Annotated in this window: 19 protein-coding genes; 13 read left to right on the top strand and 6 right to left on the bottom strand. The window is 70.0% G+C overall.

Going from position 1 to position 25,417, the window contains the following annotated elements; all coding sequences use genetic code 11:
* Positions 1-11 precede the first annotated feature (11 nt).
* The gene (locus ACLB90_RS10425) at positions 12-488 is read right to left on the bottom strand and encodes a SixA phosphatase family protein (RefSeq protein WP_411849435.1); all 477 of its coding nucleotides are present in this window, start codon (positions 486-488) and stop codon (positions 12-14) included.
* Between the two features lie 15 nt (positions 489-503).
* On the bottom strand, positions 504-1,136 hold the full coding sequence (locus ACLB90_RS10420; protein WP_411849434.1) for a ParA family protein: 633 nt from the start codon (positions 1,134-1,136) through the stop codon (positions 504-506).
* A 131-nt stretch (positions 1,137-1,267) separates the two neighbouring features.
* On the opposite strand from ACLB90_RS10420, the gene ACLB90_RS10415 reads away from it, so the two are divergent.
* The gene (locus ACLB90_RS10415) at positions 1,268-2,752 is read left to right on the top strand and encodes an AAA family ATPase (protein ID WP_411849433.1); all 1,485 of its coding nucleotides are present in this window, start codon (positions 1,268-1,270) and stop codon (positions 2,750-2,752) included.
* A 50-nt stretch (positions 2,753-2,802) separates the two neighbouring features.
* On the opposite strand, the gene ACLB90_RS10410 is transcribed toward ACLB90_RS10415, so the two are convergent.
* Both ACLB90_RS10410 and ACLB90_RS10405 read right to left on the bottom strand, forming a co-directional pair.
* Positions 2,803-3,720: an AEC family transporter gene (locus ACLB90_RS10410; protein WP_411849432.1), complete on the bottom strand. Its 918-nt coding sequence runs from the start codon at positions 3,718-3,720 to the stop codon at positions 2,803-2,805.
* 89 nt (positions 3,721-3,809) lie between these two features.
* Positions 3,810-4,448: a tetratricopeptide repeat protein gene (locus tag ACLB90_RS10405; RefSeq protein WP_411849431.1), complete on the bottom strand. Its 639-nt coding sequence runs from the start codon at positions 4,446-4,448 to the stop codon at positions 3,810-3,812.
* A 158-nt stretch (positions 4,449-4,606) separates the two neighbouring features.
* Here ACLB90_RS10405 and ACLB90_RS10400 point away from each other — a divergent pair, with 158 nt between their 5' ends.
* Positions 4,607-8,299: an indolepyruvate ferredoxin oxidoreductase family protein gene (locus ACLB90_RS10400; RefSeq protein WP_411849430.1), complete on the top strand. Its 3,693-nt coding sequence runs from the start codon at positions 4,607-4,609 to the stop codon at positions 8,297-8,299.
* Between the two features lie 674 nt (positions 8,300-8,973).
* On the opposite strand, the gene ACLB90_RS10395 is transcribed toward ACLB90_RS10400, so the two are convergent.
* Positions 8,974-9,597, bottom strand: a complete 624-nt coding sequence (locus ACLB90_RS10395) for a DUF938 domain-containing protein (RefSeq protein WP_411849429.1) — start codon at positions 9,595-9,597, stop codon at positions 8,974-8,976.
* Positions 9,598-9,739: 142 nt separating this feature from the next.
* Here ACLB90_RS10395 and ACLB90_RS10390 point away from each other — a divergent pair, with 142 nt between their 5' ends.
* The 11 genes from ACLB90_RS10390 to ACLB90_RS10340 all read left to right on the top strand — a co-directional run bounded on the left by ACLB90_RS10390 (position 9,740) and on the right by ACLB90_RS10340 (position 24,887).
* On the top strand, positions 9,740-11,368 hold the full coding sequence (locus tag ACLB90_RS10390; protein WP_411849428.1) for a TldD/PmbA family protein: 1,629 nt from the start codon (positions 9,740-9,742) through the stop codon (positions 11,366-11,368).
* Positions 11,369-11,431: 63 nt separating this feature from the next.
* A complete protein-coding gene (locus tag ACLB90_RS10385) occupies positions 11,432-13,066 on the top strand; it encodes a TldD/PmbA family protein (protein WP_411849427.1) in 1,635 nt (544 codons plus the stop codon).
* A 21-nt stretch (positions 13,067-13,087) separates the two neighbouring features.
* Positions 13,088-14,422 carry a TldD/PmbA family protein gene (locus ACLB90_RS10380; protein WP_411849426.1) on the top strand — a complete coding sequence of 445 codons (1,335 nt, stop codon included), beginning with the start codon at positions 13,088-13,090 and terminating at the stop codon, positions 14,420-14,422.
* A 43-nt stretch (positions 14,423-14,465) separates the two neighbouring features.
* Entirely contained in the window at positions 14,466-15,167 is a 702-nt protein-coding gene (locus ACLB90_RS10375; RefSeq protein ID WP_411849425.1) for a DUF4159 domain-containing protein, read from the top strand.
* Positions 15,168-15,231: 64 nt separating this feature from the next.
* A complete protein-coding gene (locus ACLB90_RS10370; protein ID WP_411849424.1) occupies positions 15,232-16,215 on the top strand; it encodes an AAA family ATPase in 984 nt (327 codons plus the stop codon).
* 8 nt (positions 16,216-16,223) lie between these two features.
* Positions 16,224-17,120: a DUF58 domain-containing protein gene (locus tag ACLB90_RS10365; protein WP_411849423.1), complete on the top strand. Its 897-nt coding sequence runs from the start codon at positions 16,224-16,226 to the stop codon at positions 17,118-17,120.
* 2 nt (positions 17,121-17,122) lie between these two features.
* A complete protein-coding gene (locus ACLB90_RS10360) occupies positions 17,123-18,256 on the top strand; it encodes a BatA domain-containing protein (RefSeq protein ID WP_411852739.1) in 1,134 nt (377 codons plus the stop codon).
* Entirely contained in the window at positions 18,253-20,439 is a 2,187-nt protein-coding gene (locus ACLB90_RS10355) for a hypothetical protein (RefSeq protein ID WP_411849422.1), read from the top strand. The genes ACLB90_RS10360 and ACLB90_RS10355 overlap by 4 nt, the downstream gene beginning before the upstream one ends.
* Positions 20,436-22,268 (top strand): hypothetical protein, encoded by a 1,833-nt coding sequence (locus ACLB90_RS10350; RefSeq protein ID WP_411849421.1) that lies wholly within the window; start codon positions 20,436-20,438, stop codon positions 22,266-22,268. The genes ACLB90_RS10355 and ACLB90_RS10350 overlap by 4 nt, the downstream gene beginning before the upstream one ends.
* Positions 22,269-22,433: 165 nt before the next feature.
* Positions 22,434-24,542 carry an IgaA/UmoB family intracellular growth attenuator gene (locus ACLB90_RS10345; RefSeq protein WP_411849420.1) on the top strand — a complete coding sequence of 703 codons (2,109 nt, stop codon included), beginning with the start codon at positions 22,434-22,436 and terminating at the stop codon, positions 24,540-24,542.
* A gap of 42 nt (positions 24,543-24,584) precedes the next feature.
* A complete protein-coding gene (locus ACLB90_RS10340; RefSeq protein ID WP_411849419.1) occupies positions 24,585-24,887 on the top strand; it encodes a hypothetical protein in 303 nt (100 codons plus the stop codon).
* Positions 24,888-24,915: 28 nt separating this feature from the next.
* Here ACLB90_RS10340 and ACLB90_RS10335 read toward each other — a convergent pair whose 3' ends face one another.
* Positions 24,916-25,344 carry a hypothetical protein gene (locus ACLB90_RS10335; RefSeq protein WP_411849418.1) on the bottom strand — a complete coding sequence of 143 codons (429 nt, stop codon included), beginning with the start codon at positions 25,342-25,344 and terminating at the stop codon, positions 24,916-24,918.
* Positions 25,345-25,417 lie beyond the last annotated feature (73 nt).

Below are 25,417 nucleotides of genomic sequence, written 5' to 3'. Positions count from 1 at the left end.
ACCGCCACCGGTTACGGCCACCAGAAGGCGGTCAGGCGCGCGACGCCAGGTTCGATGGAGGCCTCGCGGTCGAAGGCGAGCACCGCAATCCCGGCCGGCGGCATGCCGCGGTAGTCGCTGGTGCTGCCTTCGCTCATCAGGGCCACCAGGCGTTCCAGTCCGGGGTTGTGGCCCACCACGAGCAGCCGGTCGACGTCGCGCCGGTCATCGATCAACCCGGCCAGCGTGCCCGGGGTGGCGTCGTAAACGGCATCTTCCAGCCGCTTCTCCACGAAACCGGTGACGCCCAGCACCGCTTCGAGCGTCTCGCGGGTGCGGCGGGCCGGCGAGCACAGCACGCAGTCCGGCAGCAGGTTGTTCGCTTTGAGCCAGCGGCCGGCGGCCTCGGCTTCGGCCAGCCCAACCGGTGACAGCGGGCGGTCCAGGTCGGCCTGGCCGGTGCTGGCGGCTTCGGCATGGGCATGGCGCAGCAGAATCAGTTCTCGCATGGGATCTCTTCCGTATCAGGCGTTCTTCAGCCACTTCAACAGCGGCTCCCAGTCACTCTGGTGCTCGCGCACCTGGGCCGAGCGGTAGTCGAAGAGACTCCGCCCCAACCCGACCATCACCACATAGCTTTGGCTGTCGCGCAACTGCGCGACCACCTCGTAAGGCCATTCGGCCAACATCTGGACCGCCTGCTGGGAGGTCTGCGTCCACGGCTTGGTGCGGTTGAGCACCAGTCCCACCGGCAGGCTCCGGTTGTGCACGCGGGGCACCCGCGACAGGCTGTTGAGGAAACCGACGATCGCCTCGATGTCCAGCGCGGAGGGCAGTACCGGCACCACCACCGCGTCGGCCACGTCCAGGAAATGGGACAGATCATCGGCCAGGGCACCGGCCGGGGCATCGATGATGACCTGCTCGGTGCCGTCCGGGAGCAGCCGCTCCCACTGTTTTTTGCGATACACGTCGATCGGCAGCACGGCGCTTTCCAGCACCGAGCGGCGCTGCGCCCAGCGGGTGCTGGAGCCCTGCGGGTCGGCATCGGCCAGGACGGTCCGGGTGCCTTCCAATGCCGAATGCGCCGCCAGGTGGGTGGCGACGGTGGTCTTGCCCACCCCGCCCTTGGAACCGGCCACCAGGATCGTCTTCATGCAAGCCTCGCTTCCGGGAAACGTCGCCGCAGCGTACACCGCCGTCCGTGACGGTGATAGTCGCGCGGCTGAACCCCATGCAGGTCGCGGGGCTTTGCTATCGTTGCCGATCCAATGGACTGCACCCCGGCATGAGCGAGTTACAGGACCTCAGCGCGCTGATCCGCGCCAACACCCCGTTGATCATCATCGAGACCCAGGACGAGGGTCGCATCGTGGAGCTGTTCCGGCAGACCCTGATGCACGTCTGGCGTGCGCTGCACCGCTGGTCGATCACTGAAGGCCTGCGCCGCATCGACATGGACCGCGAGGACGACCCGGTCGGGCCGCCCGATGCCAGCGCGGCGCTGCAGATGATCCGCCAGGCCGAACAGCGCGGCATCTACCTGCTGCTCGATTTCCACCCCTACCTGGGCTATGCCAGCCACCAGCGCGCGTTGCGCGACCTGATCCAGCGGCGCAACTGCCAGGCCCACGTGCTGGTGCTGATCGGGGCCAAGGTCGAGCTGCCGGCCGAGCTGGAAGCCCTGGCGACGCGCTTCAACCCGCGCCTGCCCGACCTCAACGCGCTGCTGAAGATGCTGCGCGAGGAGGCCGAAGCGTATGCCCGCGAGAACGGCGGGCGCCGTGTCGAGGTGGACAACGAGGCGGTCAAGAAGATCCTGCACAACCTGCGCGGACTGAGCATGGTCGATGCCCGGCGCATCGCCCGGCAGCTGATCTTCGCCGATGGCGCGCTCAGCCAGGACGACCTGCCGCAGCTGGCGCGGTTGAAGTTCGACCTGCTCAACCGCGCCGGGCACCTGCACTACGAATACGACACCACCCGCTTCGCCGACGTGGCCGGGGCCAACCGGCTCAAGCGCTGGGTCAACCAGCGCCGCCCGGTGTTCCTCGGCGGCACCGGCCCGGCCGGGCTGGACCCGCCCAAGGGCATGCTGCTCCTCGGCGTGCAGGGCTGCGGCAAGTCGATGCTGGCCAAGGCCACCGCGGCGGGCTTCGGCGTGCCGCTGCTGCGCCTGGACTTCGGCAGCCTGTACGACAAGTACCACGGCGAAACCGAGAAGAACCTGCGCGATGCCCTGGCCTCGGCCGAACAGCTGGCGCCCTGCGTGCTGTGGATCGACGAGATCGAGAAGGGGCTGGCCAGCGGTGGCGAGGACGGCGGCGTATCACGCCGGGTGCTGGGCCACCTGCTGACCTGGCTGGCCGAGCGCAAGTCCACGGTGTTCATCGTGGCCACCGCCAACCAGGTGCACGAACTGCCGGCCGAGCTGCTGCGCAAGGGCCGCTTCGACGAGATCTTCTTCATCGACCTGCCCGATGCCAACACGCGGGTGGAACTGTTGCGCCTGCACCTGGGACGACGCCAGCTCAACGCCGACGATTTCGCGCTGCCGGCCCTGGCCGCGGCAGCCGAGGGGTTTTCCGGCGCGGAGATCGAGCAGGCGATCGTTGCCGGCCTGTATGCCGCACACGCCGAAGAGCGCACCCTGGACACCGACCTGCTGATGGGCGAGATCCGCGGCAGCCGGCCCTTGTCGGTGCTGATGGCCGAACAGGTGAACGCCCTGCGCGAATGGGCGAAGGGGCGCACCGTCAACGCCGACGGGTAACGCTGCGGGCGCCGGCGCACTGCCTGCAGAGCAGCCGCGCAGCGCCGGCTCTACGGGTGCAGCGCGCGCAGCACCCACACCCAGGCCGGCAACGTCGCCAGCGACAGCACGATGCCGTAGCCGACCATCGCCGCGGCGAGGCGCGGCGCCAGCCGGTGGGCGATCGCCAGCGCCGCGGCGGTGATCATGGTTGGCATCGCCGATTCGAGCACATTGACCTGCAGCATCGCGCCCTGCAGGCCAAACGCCCAGGCGATCGGCAGCGCCAGCGCGGGCATGACCACCAGCTTGAGCAGCAGGCCGATGCCCAGCGGCGGAAGCTCGGCGCGCGACAGCCGCAACCGGATCGAAAACCCCACCGCCAGCATCACCAGCGGCAGCATCGCATCGGCCAGCTGTTTCAGGCCGGTGGCGATCCACGCCGGCGGCTGCGCCGGCATCAGCACCAGCGCGAACACCAGCGCCCACAACGGCGGGAACCGCGCGATCCGCAGCAGGACCTGTGCCGCCGTGGGCGGCCGGTCGCCGCTGTAGCGCGCGATCACGTACAGGCCGAAGGTGGAGAGCAGCACGAAGGTGCCGAACTGGTCGTAGACCACGGCATACGGCAACGCGTGGTCGCCGAGCAGCGCACGCACCATCGGATAGCCGATGAAGCTGGAGTTGGCCAGCGCCACGCAGATCAGCAGCACCGCATGCACGTCGCGGGCGAAGCCGAACACCCGCGTGGCCAGCGACACCAGCGCCCACGTTGCCAGCATCAGCAGCCACGGCGTGGCCATCAGCCCGACCAGGCTGGCATCCAGCCGCAGCCGCGGCACGTAGATCAGCACGGCGGCGGGCAGGCACACATACAGCACGATGCGGTTGAGCACATCGGCGCTGTTGTCCGGCAGCGCGCGCAGGCGCGAGAACGCCATGCCCAGGCCGAGCATGGTCAGGATCAGGGCGAACGCGTCGAAAGCCATCGGCGCAGCCTAGCCGATGTGCCTGCGCATTCAGCCTCGACGATGGTCGTAGGGCCGGTGCACCCCCGTGCACCGGCCCCGGACGTGGCTTACGGCCAAGCCGGCGGTTTGGCAGCCCAGGCCTGCTGGACCTGGACCAGCGCCGCACGCTCGCTGTCGCGCCAGGTGGGCAGCAGTTCGGCGAAGCGCTCGTTGCTGCTCCACAACTGCGGCTCGGTGCGCACCGCGGCGGCATACCACTGCACCGCCTCGTCCTTGCGCCCCAGCGTCCACAGGGCCAGCGCGTAGGTGGGCGGTGCCCACGACGGGTTGCCGCGCAGCCCGGCCTGGGCCGCCGCCCACTGGGCCAGCGCCGGCTCGACCTCACCCAGCCGGAACAGGTCCCACCCGTAGTTCCAGCGGACCGCGCGCCCCGGCACCGAACCGGCTGCCGCCGTGGTCAGCGCTTCCTGGTACAGGGTGCGACCGAGATCGGTACGGCCCTGGCCCATCGCCACGCCGGCCAGCTGCACGGTCGCCTCCAGGCTCTTGCGGCCGCGCTCGCGCTGCCGCATCAGCTGGTCGACGAGGGTGCTGCCCTGCCCGTCCACCACCACCACCGGAGCGGCCGCGCTGTCGTTGTCGAAGTAGAACTCCTGCAGCGCCGGCAACGGCTGCGCCGCTGCGTTGAACACCGAAGCCCCCACGGCCAGGCACAGCCCGGCCAGCATCTGTCTTGCAACTGCCATTCAAACTCCCCCAGGTTGTCACAACAACCTCCCATCGCGATCCTAACCGCAGCGAGCGCTCCGGCGCGAGTCCCGGGCCTGGACAGGCCCACTGTTACAATCCGCGCCTTTCCGGCCGCGCCTGCGCGACCGTGCCAGCCGACTTTCCCGGGCCAGCCATGACCAGTACTGCCGAACTCACCTCGCCGTCCTCCGCCAACCAGCCCGGCCTGGACGATGGCTACACGCTGGACCACAAGTACACCCGGACCGATGGCCGCATCTACCTGAGCGGGGTACAGGCGCTGGTGCGCCTGCCGTTGATGCAGCGGCTGCGCGACCAGGCCGCCGGCCTGGACACCGCCGGCTTCATCAGCGGCTACCGCGGCAGCCCGCTGGGCGGCTTCGACCTGGAACTGTGGCGGGCCCGGCAGCACCTGGAGGCGGCACGGGTGAAGTTCACCCCCGGCCTCAACGAGGACCTGGGCGCGACGATGGTCTGGGGCACCCAGCAGACCAATCTGTTCCCCGGCGCCAAGGTCCAGGGCGTGTACGGCATGTGGTACGGCAAGGGCCCCGGCGTGGACCGCTGCGGCGACGTGTTCAAACACGCCAACGCCGCCGGCACCTCGCCGCTCGGTGGCGTGCTGGCGCTGGCCGCCGACGACCATGCCTGCCGCAGTTCGACCCTGCCGCACGGCAGCGAGGACGAATTCGTCAGCGCGATGATGCCGGTGCTGAACCCGGCCGGCGTGCAGGACATTCTCGACATGGGCCTGCTCGGCTGGGCGATGAGCCGCTATACCGGGCGCTGGATCGGCTTCAAGACCATTGCCGAGACGGTGGAGTCCTCGGCGTCGGTGGCGGTCGATCCGTTCGCGCGCCGCATTGTTCTGCCGGAGGACTTCGAGATGCCTGCGGGCGGCCTCAACATCCGCTGGCCGGACCCGCCGCTGGACCAGGAAATGCGCCTGCACCGCTATGCGGTGAAGGCGGCACAGGCATTCGCGCGCGCCAACGGCATCGACCGCGTCGTGATGGACTCGCCGCGCGCGCGGCTGGGCATCGTCACCACCGGCAAGAGCTACCTGGACGTGCTGCAGGCGCTGGAATACCTGGGGCTGGACGAACAGGCCTGCGCCGACATCGGCATCCGCGTGTACAAGGTCGGCATGACCTGGCCGCTGGAGCCGGTGGGCATCGCGCGCTTCGCCGAAGGGCTGGAAGACATCGTGGTGGTGGAGGAGAAGCGTGCCTTCATCGAGCGCCAGATGAAGGAACAGTTCTACAACTGGCCGGCCAGCGCAGGCCCGCGCCCGTCCATCGTTGGCAAGTACGACGAGCAGGGAACGTGGATTCTGCCGTCCACCAACGAACTCACCCCGGCCACCATCGCCGGGGTGATCGGCCGCCGCATCCAGCGGTTCTTCACCAATGAATCCATCGAGCAGCGCCTGCACTGGATGGATGAAAAGGAAGCCGAGCTCGCGCTGCCGCGCGCCAGCTTCCCGCGCGTGCCGCACTACTGCTCCGGCTGCCCGCACAACACCTCCACCCGCGTGCCGGAAGGGTCGCGTGCACTGGGCGGCATCGGTTGCCATTACATGGTGACCTGGATGGACCGCAGCACCGACACCTTCACCCACATGGGTGGCGAAGGCGTGACGTGGGCCGGGCAGGCGGCGTTCACCGACACCGAACACGTGTTCCAGAACCTCGGCGACGGCACCTACTTCCACAGTGGTTCGCTGGCGATCCGCCAGGCGATCGCCGCCGGCGTCAACATCACCTACAAGATCCTCTACAACGATGCAGTGGCGATGACCGGCGGGCAGCCGGTGGACGGCACCCTGAGCGTGCCGCAGATCGCCCACCAGATGCGTGCCGAAGGTGTGCAGACGATCGTGCTGGTGAGCGATGAGATCGGCAAGTGGAACAGGCGCGAGCTGTTCCCCGAGGGCGTGGAGTTCCACGACCGCGCCGAGCTGGATGCGGTGCAGAAGCAGCTGCGCGAGGTGAAGGGCACCAGCATCCTGATCTACGAACAGACCTGCGCCACCGAGAAGCGTCGCCGCCGCAAGCGCGGCAAGCTGGTCGATCCGCCCAAGCGGGTGATGGTCAATTCGCTGGTGTGCGAAGGCTGCGGCGACTGCGGCAAGAAGAGCTTCTGCGTGTCGGTGCTGCCCAAGGAAACCGAGTTCGGGCGCAAGCGCGACATCGACCAGTCCAACTGCAACAAGGACTACAGCTGCACCACCGGCTTCTGCCCCAGCTTCGTCACCGTGCACGGCGGCAAGCCGCGCAAGGGTGCGCGCAGCGAGCGCAGTGACCTGCTGGCCACCCTGCCCGCGCCGACCTTCCGGACCACGCTGGAACAGCCCTGGAACATCCTGATCACCGGCGTCGGTGGCACCGGCGTGGTCACCATCGGTGCGCTGCTCGGCATGGCCGGACACCTGGAAGGCAAGGGTGCCAGCGTGCTCGACCAGACCGGGCTGGCCCAGAAGGGCGGCGCGGTCACCACCCACATCCGCATCGCCCGCACCCCCGAAGACATCCATGCGGTGCGCATCGCCGCTGGCGAAGCCGATCTGGTGGTGGGCTGCGACATGGTGGTGGTCAACGACTACTGGGCGCTGTCCAAGGTGCGCGCGGAGCGCTCGCAGGTGGTGCTCAACACCTATGAGGCGATGCCGGGCACCTTCACCACCCGGCCGGACATGCAGTTCCCGGCCGCCGACATCATCGCCGGCATCCGCGTGGCGCTGGGCGGACGCGAGCCGCTGCTGCTCGACGCCACCCAGCTGGCCACGGCGCTGCTCGGCGATGCGATCGCCGCCAACCTGTTCATCCTTGGCTTTGCCTGGCAGCAGGGGCTGGTGCCGATCTCGTTTGACGCGCTGATGCGCGCGGTGGAGCTCAATGGCGCGGCCATCGAGATGAACAAGCAGGCCTTCGCCTGGGGCCGTCTGGCTGCGGTGGACCCGCAGGCGGTGCAGCAGGCCGCCGGCCTGGTGCGCAACGGCCACACCGATGCCGAGCGCACGCCGGGCCCGCTGCACGACCTGCCGCCGGGCGAGTGGGAAGGCAACGAATGGGGTGCCAACGCCGCGCCGCGCAACACCGGCGACGAGCGCGAGCTGCGCGGCCTGCCCGGGCACGGCGGCAGCGCCGACGTGGCGTTCCTGCCGCTGGACGACGAGCGCCTGTCGCGCTCGCTGGACGAACTCATCGAGCGCCGCGTGCGGTTCCTCACCGATTACCAGGACAGCGCCTACGCCGCACGCTACCGCGCGCTGGTGGAGAAGGTGCGCGCGGTGGAGTGGGACAAGGCCGGCAGCACCGCGCTGACCGAAACCGTGGCGCGCTACTACTTCAAGCTGATGGCCTACAAGGACGAGTACGAGGTCGCCCGCCTGTACACCAGCGGCGAGTTCCAGCGCCGGTTGCAGCAGCAGTTCGAGGGCGATTTTGACGTGCGCTTCCACCTGGCGCCGCCGCTGTTTGCTAAGAAGGACGACCAGGGCCGGCTGATCAAGAAGGAATACGGGCCGTGGATGTTCAAGGCATTCGGGCTGCTGGCCAGGCTGAAGTTCCTGCGCGGGGGCACGTTCGACGTGTTCGGCCGCACGGCCGAGCGACGCGGCGAGCGCCAACTGATTGCCGACTACGAACAGACCGTGGGCCTGCTGCTGGACGGCCTGAGCGACGACCGCGTGGCGCTGGCAGTGGAGATCGCCAGCATCCCCGAGCACATCCGCGGCTACGGGCACGTCAAGGAGGCGCACCTGCACACGGCCAAGGCCCGGGAGGCCGCGCTGCTGGCGCAGTGGCGCAACCCGCGGGCACTGCACATCGTGCAGGTGGCCTGACGGCAGGTAGAGCCGACCGTTGGTCGGCTGTCGCGCGCAGCGCGGGGGTTTTCTGTGCCGGAACGGAAAGCAGCCGACCAGAGGTCGGCTCTACAGGGGCCGCGCGCGGTGGGTGGCCGCCGGCGTAGAGCCGACTTCTAGTCGGCTTCGCGCGCAGCGCGGGGTTTTCGATGCCGGAACGGAAGGCAGCCGACCAGAGGTCGGCTCTACAGGGAACGCGCGCGGTGGGTGGCCGCCAGCGTAGAGCCGACTTCTAGTCGGCTTCGCGCGCAGCGCGGGTTTTTCGATGCCGGAACGGAAAGCAGCCGACCAGAGGTCGGCTCTACAGGGGCCGTGCGCGGTGGGTGGCCGCCAGCGTAGAGCCGACTTCTAGTCGGCTTCGCGCGCAGCGCGGGGTTTTTCGATGCCGGAACGGAAGGCAGCCGACCAGAGGTCGGCTCTACAGGGCCCGTGCGCGGTGGGTGGCCGCCGGCGTAGAGCCGACTTCTAGTCGGCTTCGCGCGCAGCGCGGGGTTTTCGATGCCGGAACGGAAAGCAGCCGACCAGAGGTCGGCTCTACGGGGGCTTCGCGCGCAGCGCGGGGGTTTTCTGTGCCGGAACGGAAGGCAGCCGACCAGAGGTCGGCTCTACGGGCGCAGCGCGCGGGTTTCGATGCCGGGGCGCCGCGCGCGCGGTTACGCGGAACGGTGCCATACCCGCAGGCGGTTGTTGGCCGGCATGGCCACGTCGTCGATCAGCCGCAGGCCCTGGGCGGCGGCCAGTGCGTCCACCGCTTCGGCGTCGCGGATGCCCGCCGCGGGGTCGCGCTGCTTCAGCCAGGCATCGAATACCCGGTTGCTGTCGCTGCTGTACTCGCCGCCCTGGTTGAACGGCCCGTAGATGCACAGCAGCGCATCGTCGGCCATCACCGCCGGGAGGCCGGCAAAGAGCGCCTCCACGTGTGCCCAGCTCATGATGTGCAGGGTGTTGGCGCTGAACACCGCATCGAAGCCCAACGGCGCATCGGGCAGCGGGGCCAGGCCGGGCGCGGGCGACAGCACGGCCTGCAGCGGCCACGGCGGCGGGGCGTTGGAGAGGGCGGCCCCGGCCAGGCGCTCGGCGATGCCGGGCAGATGCTCCGGATGGTCGCTGGCCTGCCAGCGCAGATGCGGCAGCTGCGCGGCGAAGTACGCCGCGTGCTGGCCGGTGCCGCTGCCGATCTCCAGCGCGCGTCGGCGATCCTGCAGATACCGGCGCAATACCGCCAGGATCGGCTCGCGGTTGCGTTCGCAGGCGTCGGACCAGCGCTGTTGGGTCATGGCGGGCTCAAGATGAATTCGGATGACCGCCATCCAACCATGACCGCAGTCACTTGTGCCACTGCCCGTCGCCATCGAAAGTCGAAGACTTGTCCACTGCGGCCGGCCTGATGCCGATCGCACCGTCGGGGGATGGATCGCTGTGCAACGCCGTGAGTTTCTTGCGCTGTCTGGAATGGGCCTGGCTGGCCTGGTACTGCCGCACGGGCGGCTGATCGCCGCCGAGCAACTGCTGGAGCCCAGCGACCTGGGCCGCAACAAGGCGCTGGCCGAGGCCGCGCTCGGCGCGGCCAAACGCGCCGGGGCCAGCTACTGCGACGTGCGCATCGGTCGCTACCTCAACCAGGCGGTGATCACCCGCGAGCGCACCGTCCAGAACGTCACCAACAGCGAATCGTCCGGCATCGGCATCCGCGTGATCGTCAACGGCGCGTGGGGCTTCGCGGCCACCCACCAGCGTACCCCGGCAGCGGTGCTGGCCACGGTCGAGCAGGCCGCCGCCATCGCACGCGCCAATGCCGCCATCCAGACCCGTCCGGTACAGCTGGCCCCGGTGACCGGCGTTGGCGAGGTCAGCTGGAAGACGCCGATCCGCACGAACGCGATGGCGGTACCGATCAAGGACAAGGTCGAGATGCTGCTGGCGGTCAATGGCGCCGCCCTCGATGCCGGCGCCGACTTCATCAATTCCACGCTGTTCCTGGTCAACGAGCAGAAGTACTTCGCGTCCAGCGACGGCTCGTTCATCGACCAGGATGTACACCGGATCTGGCTGCCGTTCACCGCCACCGCCATCGACAAATCCACCGGCAAGTTCCGCACCCGCGCCGGGCTGTCCTCGCCGATGGGCATGGGCTACGAGTTCCTGGATGGCGCTGCCAGCGGCAAGATCGCGCTGCCGGGCGGCATCACCGCCTACCGCGACTCCTACGATCCGATCGAGGATGCGGTGTCCGCCGCCCGCCACGCACGCGAGAAGCTCAAGGCGCCGTCGGTCAAGCCGGGCAGGTACGACCTGGTACTGGACCCGTCCAACCTGTTCCTGACCATCCACGAGAACGTCGGCCACCCGCTGGAGCTGGACCGCGTGCTCGGCTACGAGGCCAACTACGCCGGCACCAGCTTCGCCACGCTGGACAAGCGCGACGCCGGCTTCCGCTGGGGCAGCGACATCGTCAACTTCCATGCCGACAAGACCGCACCGGGCAGCCTGGGCGCGGTGGGCTACGACGATGAGGGGGTCAAGACCCGGCGCTGGGACCTGGTCAAGGACGGCATCCTGGTCAACTACCAGGCCACCCGCGACGAGGTGCACCTGCTGGGCGAGACCGCGTCGCACGGCTGCAGCTACGCCGACTCCTGGTCCAGCGTGCAGTTCCAGCGAATGGCCAATGTGTCGCTGGCACCGGGCAAGGCGCCGCTCAGCGTGGCCGACATGATCAAGGACGTGGAGAACGGCATTTACATCCACGGCCGTGGCTCGTACTCGATCGACCAGCAGCGCTACAACGCGCAGTTCGGCGGCCAGCTGTACTACCAGATCAAGAACGGCCAGATCACCGGCATGGTCGAGGATGCCGCCTACCAGATCCGCACGCCGGAGTTCTGGAACGCGTGCAGCGCGATCTGCGATGAACGCGACTTCCGTTTCGGCGGTTCGTTCTTCGACGGCAAGGGCCAGCCGGGCCAAGTCTCGGCGGTCTCGCACGGGTCGTCCACCACCCGCTTCAACGGGGTGAACATCATCAACACCGCACGCAGCCTGGGATGAACCCGCCGCGCCTGCACCCGCCGATCGTTTCCCTGCCACACCACCCTGACGTGGAGCACCGCCTTGCAAAGACGTGACTTCCTCGCCCTCACCGGGCTTACCGCAGGCGGCCTGATCGTGCCGTCCTTCTTCGGCAAGGTCATTGCCGCCGAACACCTGCACAGCACGCTGGACCCGGCGCTGAAGAAGCGTCTGGCCGATGCGGCGCTGGCCGCCGCGCGCCAGGCCGGGGCCACCTACTGCGATGTGCGCATCGGGCGCTACCTGCGCCAGTTCGTGATCACCCGCGAAGACAAGGTGCAGAACGTGGTCAACACCGAATCCACCGGTGTGGGCATCCGCGTGATCGTCAACGGGGCGTGGGGCTTTGCCGCCACCAACCAGCTTGGTCCGGCCGACGTCGCCCGCGCCGCGCAGCAGGCCGTCGCGATCGCCAAGGCCAACGCGGCGGTGCAGACCGCGCCGGTGCAGCTCGCCGCCGCGCCGGGCGTGGGCGAGGTGTCGTGGCGCACGCCGATCCGCAAGAACGCGATGGACGTGCCGATCAAGGAAAAGGTCGAACTGCTGCTGGACGTCAATGCCGCGGCGATGGCCGCCGGTGCCAGCTTCGTCAACTCGATGCTGTTCCTGGTCAACGAGCAGAAGTATTTCGCGTCCACCGACGGCTCCTACATCGACCAGGACGTGCACCGCATCTGGGCACCGATGACGATCACCGCCATCGACAAGGCCAGCGGCAAGTTCCGCACCCGCGAAGGCCTGTCCTCGCCGATGGGCATGGGCTACGAGTACCTCGATGGCGCGGCGGCGGGCAAGGTGCTGACCCCCAACGGGGTGGTCAACTACAGCTCGTCCTACGACATGAAGGAAGACGCCATCGCCGCGGCCCGCCAGGCGCAGGAGAAGCTGAAGGCGCCGTCGGTGAAGCCGGGCAAGTACGACCTGGTGCTGGACCCCTCGCACACCTGGCTGACCATCCACGAATCGGTCGGCCATCCGCTCGAGCTGGACCGCGTGCTGGGCTACGAGGCCAACTACGCCGGCACCAGCTTTGCCACCCTGGACAAGCGTGAACAGCAGTTCCAGTACGGCAGCGACAAGGTCAACATCTTCGCCGACAAAACCCAGCCGGGCAGCCTCGGCGCGGTCGCCTACGACGACGAAGGCGTCAAGACCAAGCGCTGGGACCTGATCAGCAACGGCAAGCTGGTGGACTACCAGACCATCCGCGACCAGGCCCACATTCTCGGCAAGACCGAATCGGACGGCTGCTGCTATGCCGACTCCTGGTCCAGCGTGCAGTTCCAGCGCATGGCCAATGTGTCGATGGCGCCGGGCAAGACCCCGCTCAGCGTGGCCGACATGATCAAGGACGTCGAGAACGGCATCTACATCATCGGCGACGGCTCGTTCTCGATCGACCAGCAGCGCTACAACGCGCAGTTCGGCGGCCAGCTGTTCTATGAAATCAAGAACGGCCGGATCACCCGCATGCTCGAGGACGTGGCCTACCAGATCCGCACGCCGGAGTTCTGGAACGCCTGCAGTGCCGTGGCCGATGAGCGCGACTACCGCCTCGGCGGCTCGTTCTTCGACGGCAAGGGCCAGCCGGGCCAGGTCTCGGCGGTCTCGCACGGCTCGTCCACCGCGCGCTTCAACGGCATCAACGTCATCAACACCGCACGCAGCCTCGGCTGACCGGTCAGGAGCCCAATCGCAATGAGTATCTTCACCGAAGCCCAGGCCAAGGCCATCCTCGACAAGGTCATCGCGCTGTCCAAGGCCGACGAATGCACGGCCGTACTGGCCGGTTCCATCGACGGAAACATCCGCTTCGCGCTCAACAACGTGTCCACCAGCGGCATCGTCGACAACACCGAACTGGCCGTGACGGTCGCGTTCGGCAAGCGCGTGGGTACCGCCTCGATCAACGAGTTCGACGACGCCGCGCTGGAACGCGTGGTCCGCCGTGCCGAGGATCTGGCACGCCTGGCACCGGAAAACCCGGAGTTCCTGCCCGCCATCGGCAAGCAGACCTACACCGCCAGCCCGACGTTCAGCGCCTCCACCGCCGCCATCGACCCGGCGTTCCGCGCCAAGGTTGCCGCCGATTCGATCGCGCCGTGCCGCGGCAACGGGCTGATCGCCGCCGGCTTCCTGGAGGACGGGCAGAGCTTCTACGCCACCGCCAACAGCAACGGCAACTTCGGCTACCAGCGCAGCACCAACTTCGACTACACCTGCACCGTGCGCACCGAAGACGGCCGCGGCTCGGGCTGGGTCGGCCGCAACCTGAAGGATGCCGCCGACTTCAAGGCCGACCAGGACATCCGCATCGCCATGCGCAAGGCCACCGAATCGGCCGAAGCCAAGGCGCTGGAGCCGGGCAAGTACACGGTGATCCTGGAGCCGGCCGCAGCCGCGGGCCTGATCAGCTTCATGATGAACTTCTTCGATGCGCGTTCGGCCGATGAAGGCCGCAGCTTCCTGTCCAAGAAGGGCGGCGGCAACAAGCTGGGCGAGCAGGTCTACGATCCGCGCGTGAACTTCAGCGCCGACCCGTGGGATGCCGAGGCACCGGTACTGCCGTGGGATGGCGAAGGCCAGCCGCGCCAGAAGCTGGCGATTGTCGAGAACGGCCGCATCGCCAACCTCAACTACTCGCGGTACTGGGCGCAGAAGCAGGGCAAGACCGCCAACGCGCGGGCGGGCAACCTGCTGATGGCCGGTGGCGACAAGAGCACCGCCGACCTGGTGCGCGGCACCCAGAAGGGCATCCTGGTCACCCGCACCTGGTACATCCGCATGGTCGATCCGCAGACCGTGCTGCTCACCGGCCTCACCCGCGACGGCACGTTCTACATCGAGAACGGCCAGATCAAGTACCCGGTGAAGAACTTCCGCTTCAACGAATCGCCGGTGATCATGCTCAACAACATCGAAGAGCTGGGCAAGCCGGTGCGCGTGGCCGGCGACGAATCCAGCCTGGTGATGATGATCCCGCCGATGAAGCTGCGCGATTTCACCTTCACCTCGCTGTCCGACGCAGTCTGATGCACGACCGTCGTACCCGGGGGTGGCGGAGCGGCGCGCGGCGATGAACCGCGCGCAGTTCCTGCGGGCAATGCTGGGCGGCGCCGCGATCGCGGCGCTGCCGTCGTGGGCCGGCGCGCAGGCCGGCCGCTACGATTTCTGGTTCACCCGCCTCAAGTACGACTCCGGCGACTGGGACGTGGACGCGCGCATGCCGTCCAACGTGATCACCTCGCTGATCGATTACACCTCACTGCGCGTGGACCCGCAGGAACATGTGATCGCACTCGCCGACCCGCGCATGCTGCAGGCGCCGTTCTGCTACCTGGCCGGGCACAAGCTGGTGGAGTTCAACGCGGCCGAACGGCAGAACTTCGTGCGCTACGTGCGCAACGGCGGCTTCGTGTTCGTGGACGACTGCAACCACGACATCGACGGCCTGTTCGCCACCTCGTTCGAGGCGCAGATGGCCGCGCTGTTTGGTCCCACGGCGCTGAAGAAGCTGCCCAACACGCATGCGCTGTACCGCAGCTTCTTCCGTTTTCCGGACGGCCCGCCGGCCACCGGTTTCGAACTCAACGGCTGGGGCGACGACCTGGTCCACGACTACCTCAAGGGCATCGAGGTCGACGGCAGGCTGGGCGTGCTCTACAGCAACAAGGACTATGGCTGCGAGTGGGACTACGACTGGCGCAACAAGCGGTTCCTCGCCGAAGACAACACCCGTTTCGCAGTCAACATCGTCATGTACGCCCTGAACAGCTGATCCGTCCGCCGACTGCCCGGCCGCCCACGGCCCGGCGCCACGCCCCTTTCCTACAGGTTCTGCCATGACCACCGCCGACATCGACACCCTCCTGCCGAAACTGCACCAGCTGCGCGAGGCGCTCGGCCAGGCGGTGGTGGGCCAGCACGCGGTGGTCGAGCAGTTGCTGATCGGCCTTCTGGCCGGCGGCCACTGCCTGCTGGAGGGCGCGCCGGGACTGGGCAAGACGCTGCTGGTGCGCTCACTCGGCCAGGCACTGGAACTGCAGTTCCGCCGCGTGCAGTTCACCCCGGACCTGATGCCCAGCGACATCCTGGGCACCGAGCTGCTGGAGGAGGACCACGGCACCGGCCACCGTCATTTCCGCTTCCAGCAGGGACCGGTCTTCACCCACCTGCTGCTCGCCGACGAGCTCAACCGCACGCCGCCCAAGACCCAGGCGGCGCTGCTGGAGGCGATGCAGGAGCGCACGGTCAGCTACGCCGGCACCACCTACACGCTGCCGGCGCCGTTCTTCGTGCTGGCCACGCAGAATCCGATCGAACAGGCCGGTACCTACCCGCTGCCCGAAGCGCAGCTGGACCGCTTCCTGCTGCATGTCCGGGTGGACTACCCCAGCGAACAGGAAGAACGCGACATCCTGCTGCAGACCACCGGCAGCGCGAGCGGCACGGTGCCGCAGGTGATGCACGCCGAGGACGTGCTGGCGCTGCAGGCCGCGGTACGCCAGGTGCATGTCAGCGACGATGTGCTGACCTGGATCACCCGGCTGGTGCGTGCCAGCCGGCCGGGCAACGGTGCGCCGGAGGCGGTCAACCACTGGATCCGATGGGGTGCCGGCCCACGCGCCGGGCAGTCGCTGGTGCTCGCCGCCAAGGCGCGGGCGCTGCTGCACGGTCGCTTTGCCGCCACCCGTGAGGATGTGCAGGCGCTGGTGGGGCCGGTGATGCGCCACCGCCTGCTGCTCTCCTTCGCCGCCGAAGCCGAACAGAAGAGCGCCGACGATGTGATCCACGCGCTGCTGCAGGCCGTGCCGTTCCCGGCCTGAGCACTGCTGTGACATCGCACGCGCCGATCGCCATTCCCGCCGATGTGCGCAGCCGCCTGAAGGCGCTGCGGCTGCTGCCGCGCCGTGCGCGCGGCACCCACGGCATCGGCCAGCACGCCAGCCGCAGTCGCGGTGCGGGCCTGGAGTTCGCCCAGTACCGCGCCTACGAACCGGGCGATGAGCTGCGCCAGATCGACTGGAAGCTGTATGCCCGCTCGGACCGCTTCTTCGTGCGCGAGTCCGAGCGCGAGAGCCCGGTCACCGTGTGGGTGCTGGTGGATACCAGCGCGTCGGCCGCGCAGGCCGACCGTGCGCATCCGCAGTGGTCGCGGCTGGACCATGCGTGCGCCACTGCGGCCTGCCTGGTGGAGCTGGCCCTGCAGCAGGGCGACCGCTTCGGCCTGATCGCCGTGGGCGGCGACGGCGTGCGCCTGGTGCCGGCCGGCAGCGGACCGCGCCAACGCGACCGCGTGCACCTGCTGCTGCGCCAACTGCGTGCACGTGGCGGCTGGCCGCCGGCGCACCTGCTGCGCCCGGTCTGGGAGCGGGTGCAGGCCGGCGACATGCTGGTTGCGCTGGGTGACGGTTTCGATGACGCCGGCACGGCCCTGCTGGAGCGCCTGGCGGCGGCACGGCGCGAGGTGATGCATATCCAGCTGCTCAGCGCCGAGGAGCGCGATTTCCCGTTCACCGATGGCCACCGCTTCCGCGACCCGGAAACCGGCGAGGAACTGCTCGGCGATGGCCGTGCGATCCGCGACGCCTACCTGGCGCGGTTCGAACAGGCCCAGCGCGCCCTGCACGCGCGCCTGCAGGGCGCCGGCATCGCGGCTGCCACGGGTTACCTGGACCAGCCGCTGGATGCGCCGCTGCGCGCGCTGTTCGCGCCAGGCGCTGCCGCATGAACCTGGGCCTGCTGTTCCCGCTGGGTTTGCTTGCGCTGGCCGCGGTGCTGGTGCCGTTGGTGATCCACCTGGCGCGCCGCCATGTGTATGCGCCACTGGAGTTCGCTGCGCTGCGCTGGCTGCGCGCCAAGGTCCGCCCGCGCCAGCGCATCCGCTTCGATGAGTGGCCGCTGCTGCTGGTGCGCCTGCTGCTGTTGGCCGCCCTGGCGCTGCTGCTTGCCCGTCCGGTGCTGCACGGCAGCGCCGCCGATACCCATGCGGTCACGGCGGTTGCACCCGGACTGGACGGCGCCGCCCTGCGCGGCGCGGACCGCAGCGGCGACTGGCGCTGGCTGGCGCCGGGCTTCCCGCCGCTGCACGCGGCCACCCCGGCCACGCCGCAGCCGCTGGCCAGCCTGCTGCGTGAACTGGACCGGCAGCTGCCGGCGGGCACGCCGCTGACCGTCTACGTGCCCGATCCGCTGCCCGGCCTGGATGCGCAGCGCCCGCGCCTGTCGCGGAGCGTGCGGTGGCAGCCGGTGCCGGTCACGCCAACCGGCACGCAGGACACGCAACCGCGTCTACCGCAGCTGCAACCCGGCGGTGGCGAAGCCGACGCGGGCAGCGTGCAGGTGCTGGATGCGCTGCAACGCGCGTGGAGCGGCCAGGCGCTCGCCGCCCAGCGTGCGCCGGACAGCGCGCCCGAGGCCGGCCAGATCGGTGTGTGGCTGTCGCCCGCCCCGCTGCCGGACGCATGGCAGGCGTGGCTGCAGCAGGGCGGTACGGTGCTGCTCGCCACACCGGGCAGCGCGGACCACGCGCGCTGGTCGACCGCGCTGCGCGATGCCGACGACGCACCGCTGCTCGAACAGCGCGCGGTTGGTGAAGGCAGGCTGCTGCGCTTCACGGCGGCGTTGTCGCCAAGCGCGCTGCCCGCATTGCGCGAGGCTGACCTTCCGCGCCGCCTGCTGTCGGTGCTGGCGCCGGCGGCCGCGCCACAGCGCGCCGTCGCCGCAACGCAGGCACCGCTGACCGGTGCGCTCGCCCCGCGTCCGGTGCCACGCGACCTGGTGCCGTGGCTGCTGGTGCTGATCGTGGTGCTGTTCGCACTGGAACGCATGATGGCCACGGCCCGCCGCCGCGAGGTTGGCGCATGACCGCCGCCGTGCAGCGGGCCTGGCAACGTGCGCGACGCCGCCAGTGGTGGATCAGCGTTCTGGTCGGTCTTCCACTCGCGCTGGCCGCCACCGCACTCGCCCTGCGCGTGGCCGGGTTCAATCCCGCCACGGTGGCGCTGCTGCTGGCCCTGCTGGCCACGGCGGGCATCGCGACGTGGCGCGCGCGGCGGCTGGACCGTCGCTGGCTGGTACGGCAGCTCGACCGCCATCCCGTCGCGCAGGACAGTGCCGATCTGCTGTTCGCCGCACCCGACACCCTCAATCCCCTGCAGCAGCGCCAGCGCCACCATGTGGCTACAGCGCTGCAGTCGGCCCCGCCGGACCTGCGCCCGCGCTGGCCCGCGCGCGTGCTGTGGCTGGCCTGGATCGGCGCGCTGCTGGTGATCGCGCTGGCGTTGGGCTGGCCGCGCAGCCGCGCCGGCGCCGTTGTGCCGGGCCCCGGCGCTGCGACGAACGCTGCCCCGGCGCAGGCGCCCACGCTGCAGTCGGGGCGCCTGCAGATCCGCGCGCCGGCATACACCGGCCAGCCCCTGCGCGCGCAGCCCGCGCTGGATGCGAAGGTCGCGCAGGGCAGCCAGTTGGAGTGGTCCCTGCGTTTCTCCACGCCACCGGCAACGGCGGTCCTGCAGTTCCACGATGGCCAGCGCCTGCCGCTGCAGCGCCACGGCGACGCATGGACCGCGCAGTGGACTGCCGCGCGGCCGATGCTGTACCGGGTTGTCACCACGCCGGCGCTGCGCGAGAGCCGGCTGTACCGGCTCGACGTGGTCCCCGACCGTGCGCCGAGCGTGCGCGTGATCGCGCCGGACCGCAGCCTGGTGCTCGGCACGCCCGGGCAGCGCCAGTGGGCCCTGCAGTTCGAGGCCAGCGACGACTACGGCGTCGCCGCCACCGCCGAGCTCAAGGTCACCCTGGCCCAGGGCAGCGGCGAGAACATCACCTTCCGCGAACAGCGCTTTTCCCTGGCCGGAAGCGGGCCGGTGACCCAACGCCGCTTCGCGCGCACGCTGGACCTTGCCGCGCTCGGCGCGGCGCCGGGCAATGATGTGATCGCGCAGCTGCAGGTGCGCGACAACCGCGCACCCACCGCCCAGACCGCGCAGAGCACCAGCGTGATCCTGCGCCTGCCCAGCGCCGAGCAGATCCAGAGCGCCGACCTGGAAGGCATGGTCAAGAAGACCCTGCCCGCCTATTTCCGCAGCCAGCGCCAGATCATCATCGATGCCGAAGCACTGCTCCGGCTGCGCAGGCAGTTGCCGCCCGAGGAGTTCACCCGGCGCGCCGACGCGATTGGCGTGGACCAGCGCATCCTGCGCCTGCGCTACGGCCAGTTCCTGGGCGAGGAAAGCGAAGGCGCAGCGAAGCCGCCGCCGACCAGCGATGCCCTGCCGACCAGCGATGCCCTGCCGACCAGCGACGCCCCGGCCGCGCAGGACCACGACCACGATCACGACACGGCCGACGCGGCGGGCCACGCGCAGGCCGGCCACGACGACCACGACCACGGCAGCGCCACGGCGGGCAGCGCGCCGGTGTTCGGCAGCGCCACCGATGTGCTGTCCGAGTACGGCCACACCCACGACCATGCCGAAGCCGCCACCCTGCTCGATCCGCAGACCCGTGCCACGCTGAAGGCCGCGCTCGATCAGATGTGGTCCTCCGAGGGCGAGCTGCGCCAGGGCCGGCCCGACGCGGCGCTGCCTTACGCCTACAAGGCGCTGGCCTTCATCAAGCAGGTGCAGCAGGCCGAGCGCATCTACCTGGCGCGGGTCGGGCCGGAGCTGCCGCCGATCGACGAGAGCCGCCGCCTCGGCGGCGACCGCACCGACCTGGGCAGCCGCACCCTGCCGTTGCAGGCCGTGCCCGCACCCGACCCGGCCATCGTCGAGGTCTGGCAGCAGCTGGCCGTCGCCGACAACGCACCGGACCTGGACGCATTGAGCGGATGGTTGCGCGCCAATGAAGCGCGCCTGCCCGATCCGCTCAGCCTGGCGGCGGCCATCGAGGAGCTGCGCGTGGCCCCTGGCTGCCTGGACTGCCGCAACGCGCTGCGCGCGCAGCTGTGGCGGGCGCTGCTGCGACCGCCGCCGCAGGTTTCGCGGCGCACCGCGCCGGACCGGATGGGCCAGACCTGGCTGGATGCACTGGAGAAGGCGCGATGAGCGATGCCCGCTGGATCGCCGTTGCACTGGCCGCCATCGTGCTGCTCGGCAGCGCGCGGCTGCTGTGGCGGCAGCGGCAGGGGCCGCGCCGCAGCGCATGGCACCTGCTGTCCCTGCTGGTGCTGCAGGCCGCCAGCGGCGGGCTGCTGTTCCTGTGCCTGGTACCCCCGCAGACCCCCGCGCCCACCGGCCAGCTGACCGTGGTCACCGCCGCTGCCGATACGGTGCGCTGGACGCGCGCGCCCGGCGACACCGTGATCGCCCTGCCCGAAGCCCGGGCCAGCGCCGGCAGCGGTACCGCGCCCGACCTGGCCACCGCGCTGCGCCAGCATCCGGGCACGCAGTCGTTGCGCGTGATTGGCGATGGCCTGCCCGCGCGTGATCGCGATACCGCGCTGCCGGCACAGGTGAGCGCGCTCGCCTCACCGCCACCCACGGGGTGGGTTGCGCTGCAGCCGCCCACCGCCACCGCACCGGGCGCGGTGTTTGCCCTGCGCGCGCGTGCGCAGGGCGTCGCCTCGGCAAGCGCCGAACTGCTGGACCCGGCCGGCAGCGTGGTGGACCGCGCGGCCATCGGCGGCGACGGCCGCGTGCTGCTGCAGGGCGTGGCACGCGCCACCGGCCGCAGCGAATTCCGTCTGCGCCTGCTCGACGCCGATCAGCACGTGGTGGACAACGTGGTCGTGCCGCTGCAGACCGTGGCCCAGCCCGTTCCGCGTGTGCTGATCGTGGCCGGCGCGCCGGGACCGGAACTCAAGTACCTGCGCCGTTGGGCCACGGACACCGGCCTGGCGGTCCAGACCCAGGCCAGCGCGGGCGGCGGCGTCATGCTGGGCGATGCGCCGGTCGCGCTCAGCGCTGCGCGCCTGGCCGCCACCGATGTGCTGATCCTCGACGAACGCAGCCTGGCCGCCCTCGATGGCGCGCAGCGCGGCGCCGTGCAGCACGCGCTGCGCAACGGGCTGGGGGTGCTGGTGCGGACCTCCGGGCCGCTTGGCGACGGCGGACGCCAGACCCTGCGCAACTGGGGCCTGGCCGCAAGCGGCAGCAACCAGAGCGCGCCGTTGATCCTGCCGGCCGATCCCCACGCGCTGCTGCTGCAGGCGCGGCGTGGCCCGCAACGCCCGGCCAGCCAGCGCACCGCCCATACCGACGAGGCCGACACCGCATCACGCAGTGCTGCTGCCCCTGCGCTGGAACAGTTCACCCTGCGCGTGGCCGATGCCGGCCCGCTGCTGCACGACGCCAGCGGCGCAGCCATCGGTGGCTGGCGCGGCATCGGCCAGGGCCGGTTGGCGCTGCTGCCGGTCACCGACAGCTATCGGCTGGTCCTGGCCGGCCGCGATGACCGGCATGCCGAACTGTGGAGCGGCCTGCTGGCCACGCTGTCCCGCGCGCTGCCGGCCACCGCCACGGTCCGTCCCGGCAGCGCCACGTCCTGGGCCGGCGAACGCCTCGCGCTGTGCAACCTGCAGGCACCAACGCAGGTCCGCGCCCCGGACGGCAGCGACACCGCCCTGGTCATTGATCCGTCCAGCGGCACCGACCGCTGTGCCGGCTACTGGCCGCAGCAGCCGGGTTGGCACCAGCTGCGGCACGGCGCTACCACGCAGGCGGTGTATGTCTTCGACCCTGCCGGCGCGCAGGCGCTGTACCGCCAGCAGCTGCGCGACGCCAACGCCGTGCGTGCGGGCGGTGCAGGAAACGCCGCACCGGCCACACGCACCGTGCCCGGCCCACGCTGGCCGTGGCTGCTGGCGTTCGTGCTGGTGAGTGGCCTGCTCTGGTGGCTGGAGCGGCGGCGACGACCGGGGCCACCGGCAGCCTGACGCGCACGGTGTCGCCTCCGGCGGCTCCTCGCTGTCGCTTCAGGCCGCCGATTTCCGGCCGATGGCGACAAACGCCACGCAGGACGGGCGATCGCGACACCTGCGCTTGCGGCTCCCCGGGCGACGCAACAGCCTGCACGGTGTCCTGTTGCCCCCGCGTGCTCCATGTCGGTCCTCTTCTTCGTACTCCTGGTCGCCGGCGCCGTGCTCGGTCCCGGCCGCTATCTGTTCCTGCGCGCGTCCTCCCGCAACGCACTGCTGCACCTGCGCGCCCAGCCCGACCACCGACCGCTCGAGCCGGATGAGCGGGCCGCGCTGGCGCCGCTGCTGGCGTCGGTGGGCCATCCGGCGGAGGGGGGCGTAAAGCGGCTCGACGGTGTCTACCGTCGATCCGGCTTCTGGTATCAAGGCGCGGCGTCGGTGCACGATCTGATCGACGGGGTGGAGGTGGTGCTGCCGTTCGATGCGCATGCCCACCTTGCCGCACACAACGCCGCCGAGGTGGTGATCTGCGGGAAGGTCGCCATCGTGGTGCGCGTCAATGCCTTCCACCTGCGCGACGGATATGCACGCTCACTGCAGATACAGGCGGATATGGTCAGGGAGCATGCCCTGGATCCCGATGCGGTCCCATCAGGCATCCCCTTTCCCGGCCCTGCGCAGGTGCTTTCCGAGCGGGACGAGACCCCCGAAGAAATCGCGCTTCGGCGTCGATGGCGGGCACGGTGGCCGTGCATCGTGGCGGGGCTGTCGGCCTGCCTGGTCTGGTGGATCGCCACGTTCGACATCGGCCGCGCAAGCGCGGTCGGCCTGGTGGCCGGGGGGCTGCTGCTGGCCTTGGCGGTGGTCCTGTTCCTGCGCCCCGCCGGCAAGGGCGCAACGGCGGCACGGGTGGTGCGGGTCCGTGGCATCTTCCATCTGCTGGTACTGCCCAGCCCCCAGAACGCCGCCGTCGCCGACACCCACCTGCTGATCGGCCACGACCGGCGCCTGCAGCTGCCCTTCGCATGGAACGACAGGGACAGGCTGGTGCCGGGTCAGTGGCTGGACGCAGAGATCTGCCTGGCCGATGGCAAGACCCTGTCGATCGGGCGCCACTGGTCGCGGGTGGACGAGCAGCAACGCTTTCCCGCCACCGGCTTGGCCACCCATGCGCTGATGTTCGCCGGTGCCGTTCTGGCGCTGGCCTGGGCGTTGGCCAGTGGGCACGGCCCACTGGACGACATGCAGCGCGCGGCATGGTTGTTCTCAGGCAGCGAATGGCGCGGTGATGCGGTCGCCGCCACCGTGCAGCGCCGCCCCCCCGCGCCGGGCGATCACCTCGACGTCCGCGCCCACGGGTATTGCATGTTGACCGGCCACGAAGACGCCGCGGATGGCCAGCCACGCAGCGACTGCAGCCGGTTGCGCTGGGATGCCATGCCCGTGGATGCACCGCCGGTCAACCTTCCCCCTGCGATTGGCGCTTTGGAGGCCGGCGGCCAGCTTCGCACCGAGGTCGACCGTGACGATCATGCACGGCGCATGGCCCTGGCACGCCAGTACCAGTACGACCCCGTTGCGCGGGTCTACGGCAGCATGCAGGTGCACCGCCGGGTGTCGGTCGACGGACTGCCGACGCTGGTCGACCTTGTCGATCGCGCGTGTGCCGAAGGTTTGCCGGCGTGCGAACCGGTGTACCAGGCATTGCTGCAGCTGCCTTGGGCATCGCGGTCCGCGCAGCGCGGCAGCGAAGCGCCCACGACCTGGCCGGATCTTGTCGCCCTGACCGCGTCGGGTGCCGTGGACACTGTGCCCCTGCTGGAAGAACGCCGGATCGATCAGCTGCGCGATCTCATCAAGGACCGGGTGGACCGCTACGTACAGGCGCAGCTGCAGGCGATGCTGCCCGCGTTGCGGGAGGCCGGGCAGCCGGGCGTCGTGCTCGCACACGGCATGGCACCCCCGGACACGCCGTACGCACAGGAATCGGCACATGCGCGCTGGGAGCGCACCCGGGCGGAGATATCCCGGCCACGTACCGTGGCGGTAGCGGGACAGGTCGTCGAGCGCGTCGATGATGGGCGCACCCTGCATCTCACCCTCGACCCGACCCTGCCCTCGAACCTGGGCATGGCCGGGTTGATCCACACGGTGTGGTGGATGCTGGCAGCGCTGCTGGTGGGCTGGCACGGCGTGTGTGTGCTTCGCCGTACCGCGCCGGCTGTGGCACGGTCCAACGCGCTCGACAGGGACATCGACACCCGCCCGCCGCCGGGGTGCTGGGAGCAGTAGCGGCCGGATGTCTATACTGCGTTTCCACAGGGAGGATCACGCATGTCGCGAGTTGCAACGATGATGGCCATGACGCTGGTAACCGGCGCAGCGATGCTGAGCGCCGGTACGGCCGGGGCAGGGGTGATCGGTCCCAGCAACATGACCGCCAGCCGCTACCCCGAACCGCGCTGCCAGCCGCCGCGCAGGGCCAGTGGCAACAGTCCGTCCGAGCTGAGCCGCTACCAGAGCGACGTCAAGGAGCATTTCCGCTGCGTGGAGAAGTACGTCGAGGCCGCGCAGAACGACATCCGGCGCATCCAGGAGTCGATGGACGAGGCCGTCAGGGGCGCGAAGCGCTACTGAGCGCGCGGCGCGCGACGCAAGCCGGGCATTACCCGCCCGGCGGCGCGCCACAGCCCTGCTGCGCGCACAACAGCAGCGCGCGGCGCTGCTGCGCCTCGTCCAGTTCCGGCGGCGGCCGCGCGGTGGCCGCCTGGACCGGGTCCGGGGCCCGGGTCAGGGTGTGCAGCCCCTGCGCGGTTTTGCCGATGACGTAGTAGATGCCCATCATCACGTAACCGCCGCTCATGCCGACCTGCTCCAGCGACGGTGCTTCGCGGTAGGCGCGGTTGAAGGTATTGGGCTCGATATGGACCGGGCTCTTGAAGCCGTACAGGTCCAGCGGCACGTCCTCGTCGGGCTTGAGCGCGCGTACTTCGCCCAGCGTGGTGACGTCCTTGCGCGCGTCGGGCGGCGGCGTGTGCGCATCCGGCGGCGGTACGGGGGGCTGCTGGGCCTGTGCCAGGCCTGCCAGCATCATGCCGGCCACTGCGGTAACGCGATGTCCCACCCTTGCCACAGCCACCATCCTGGTCCGTTGCGTGCTCCGGTGC

The organism is Stenotrophomonas sp. LGBM10, assembly GCF_046736075.1.
Classification (GTDB): Bacteria; Pseudomonadota; Gammaproteobacteria; order Xanthomonadales; family Xanthomonadaceae; genus Stenotrophomonas.
The sequence above is the reverse complement of the archived record's forward strand: the minus strand, read 5'-3'. Positions and strand labels throughout refer to the sequence as shown.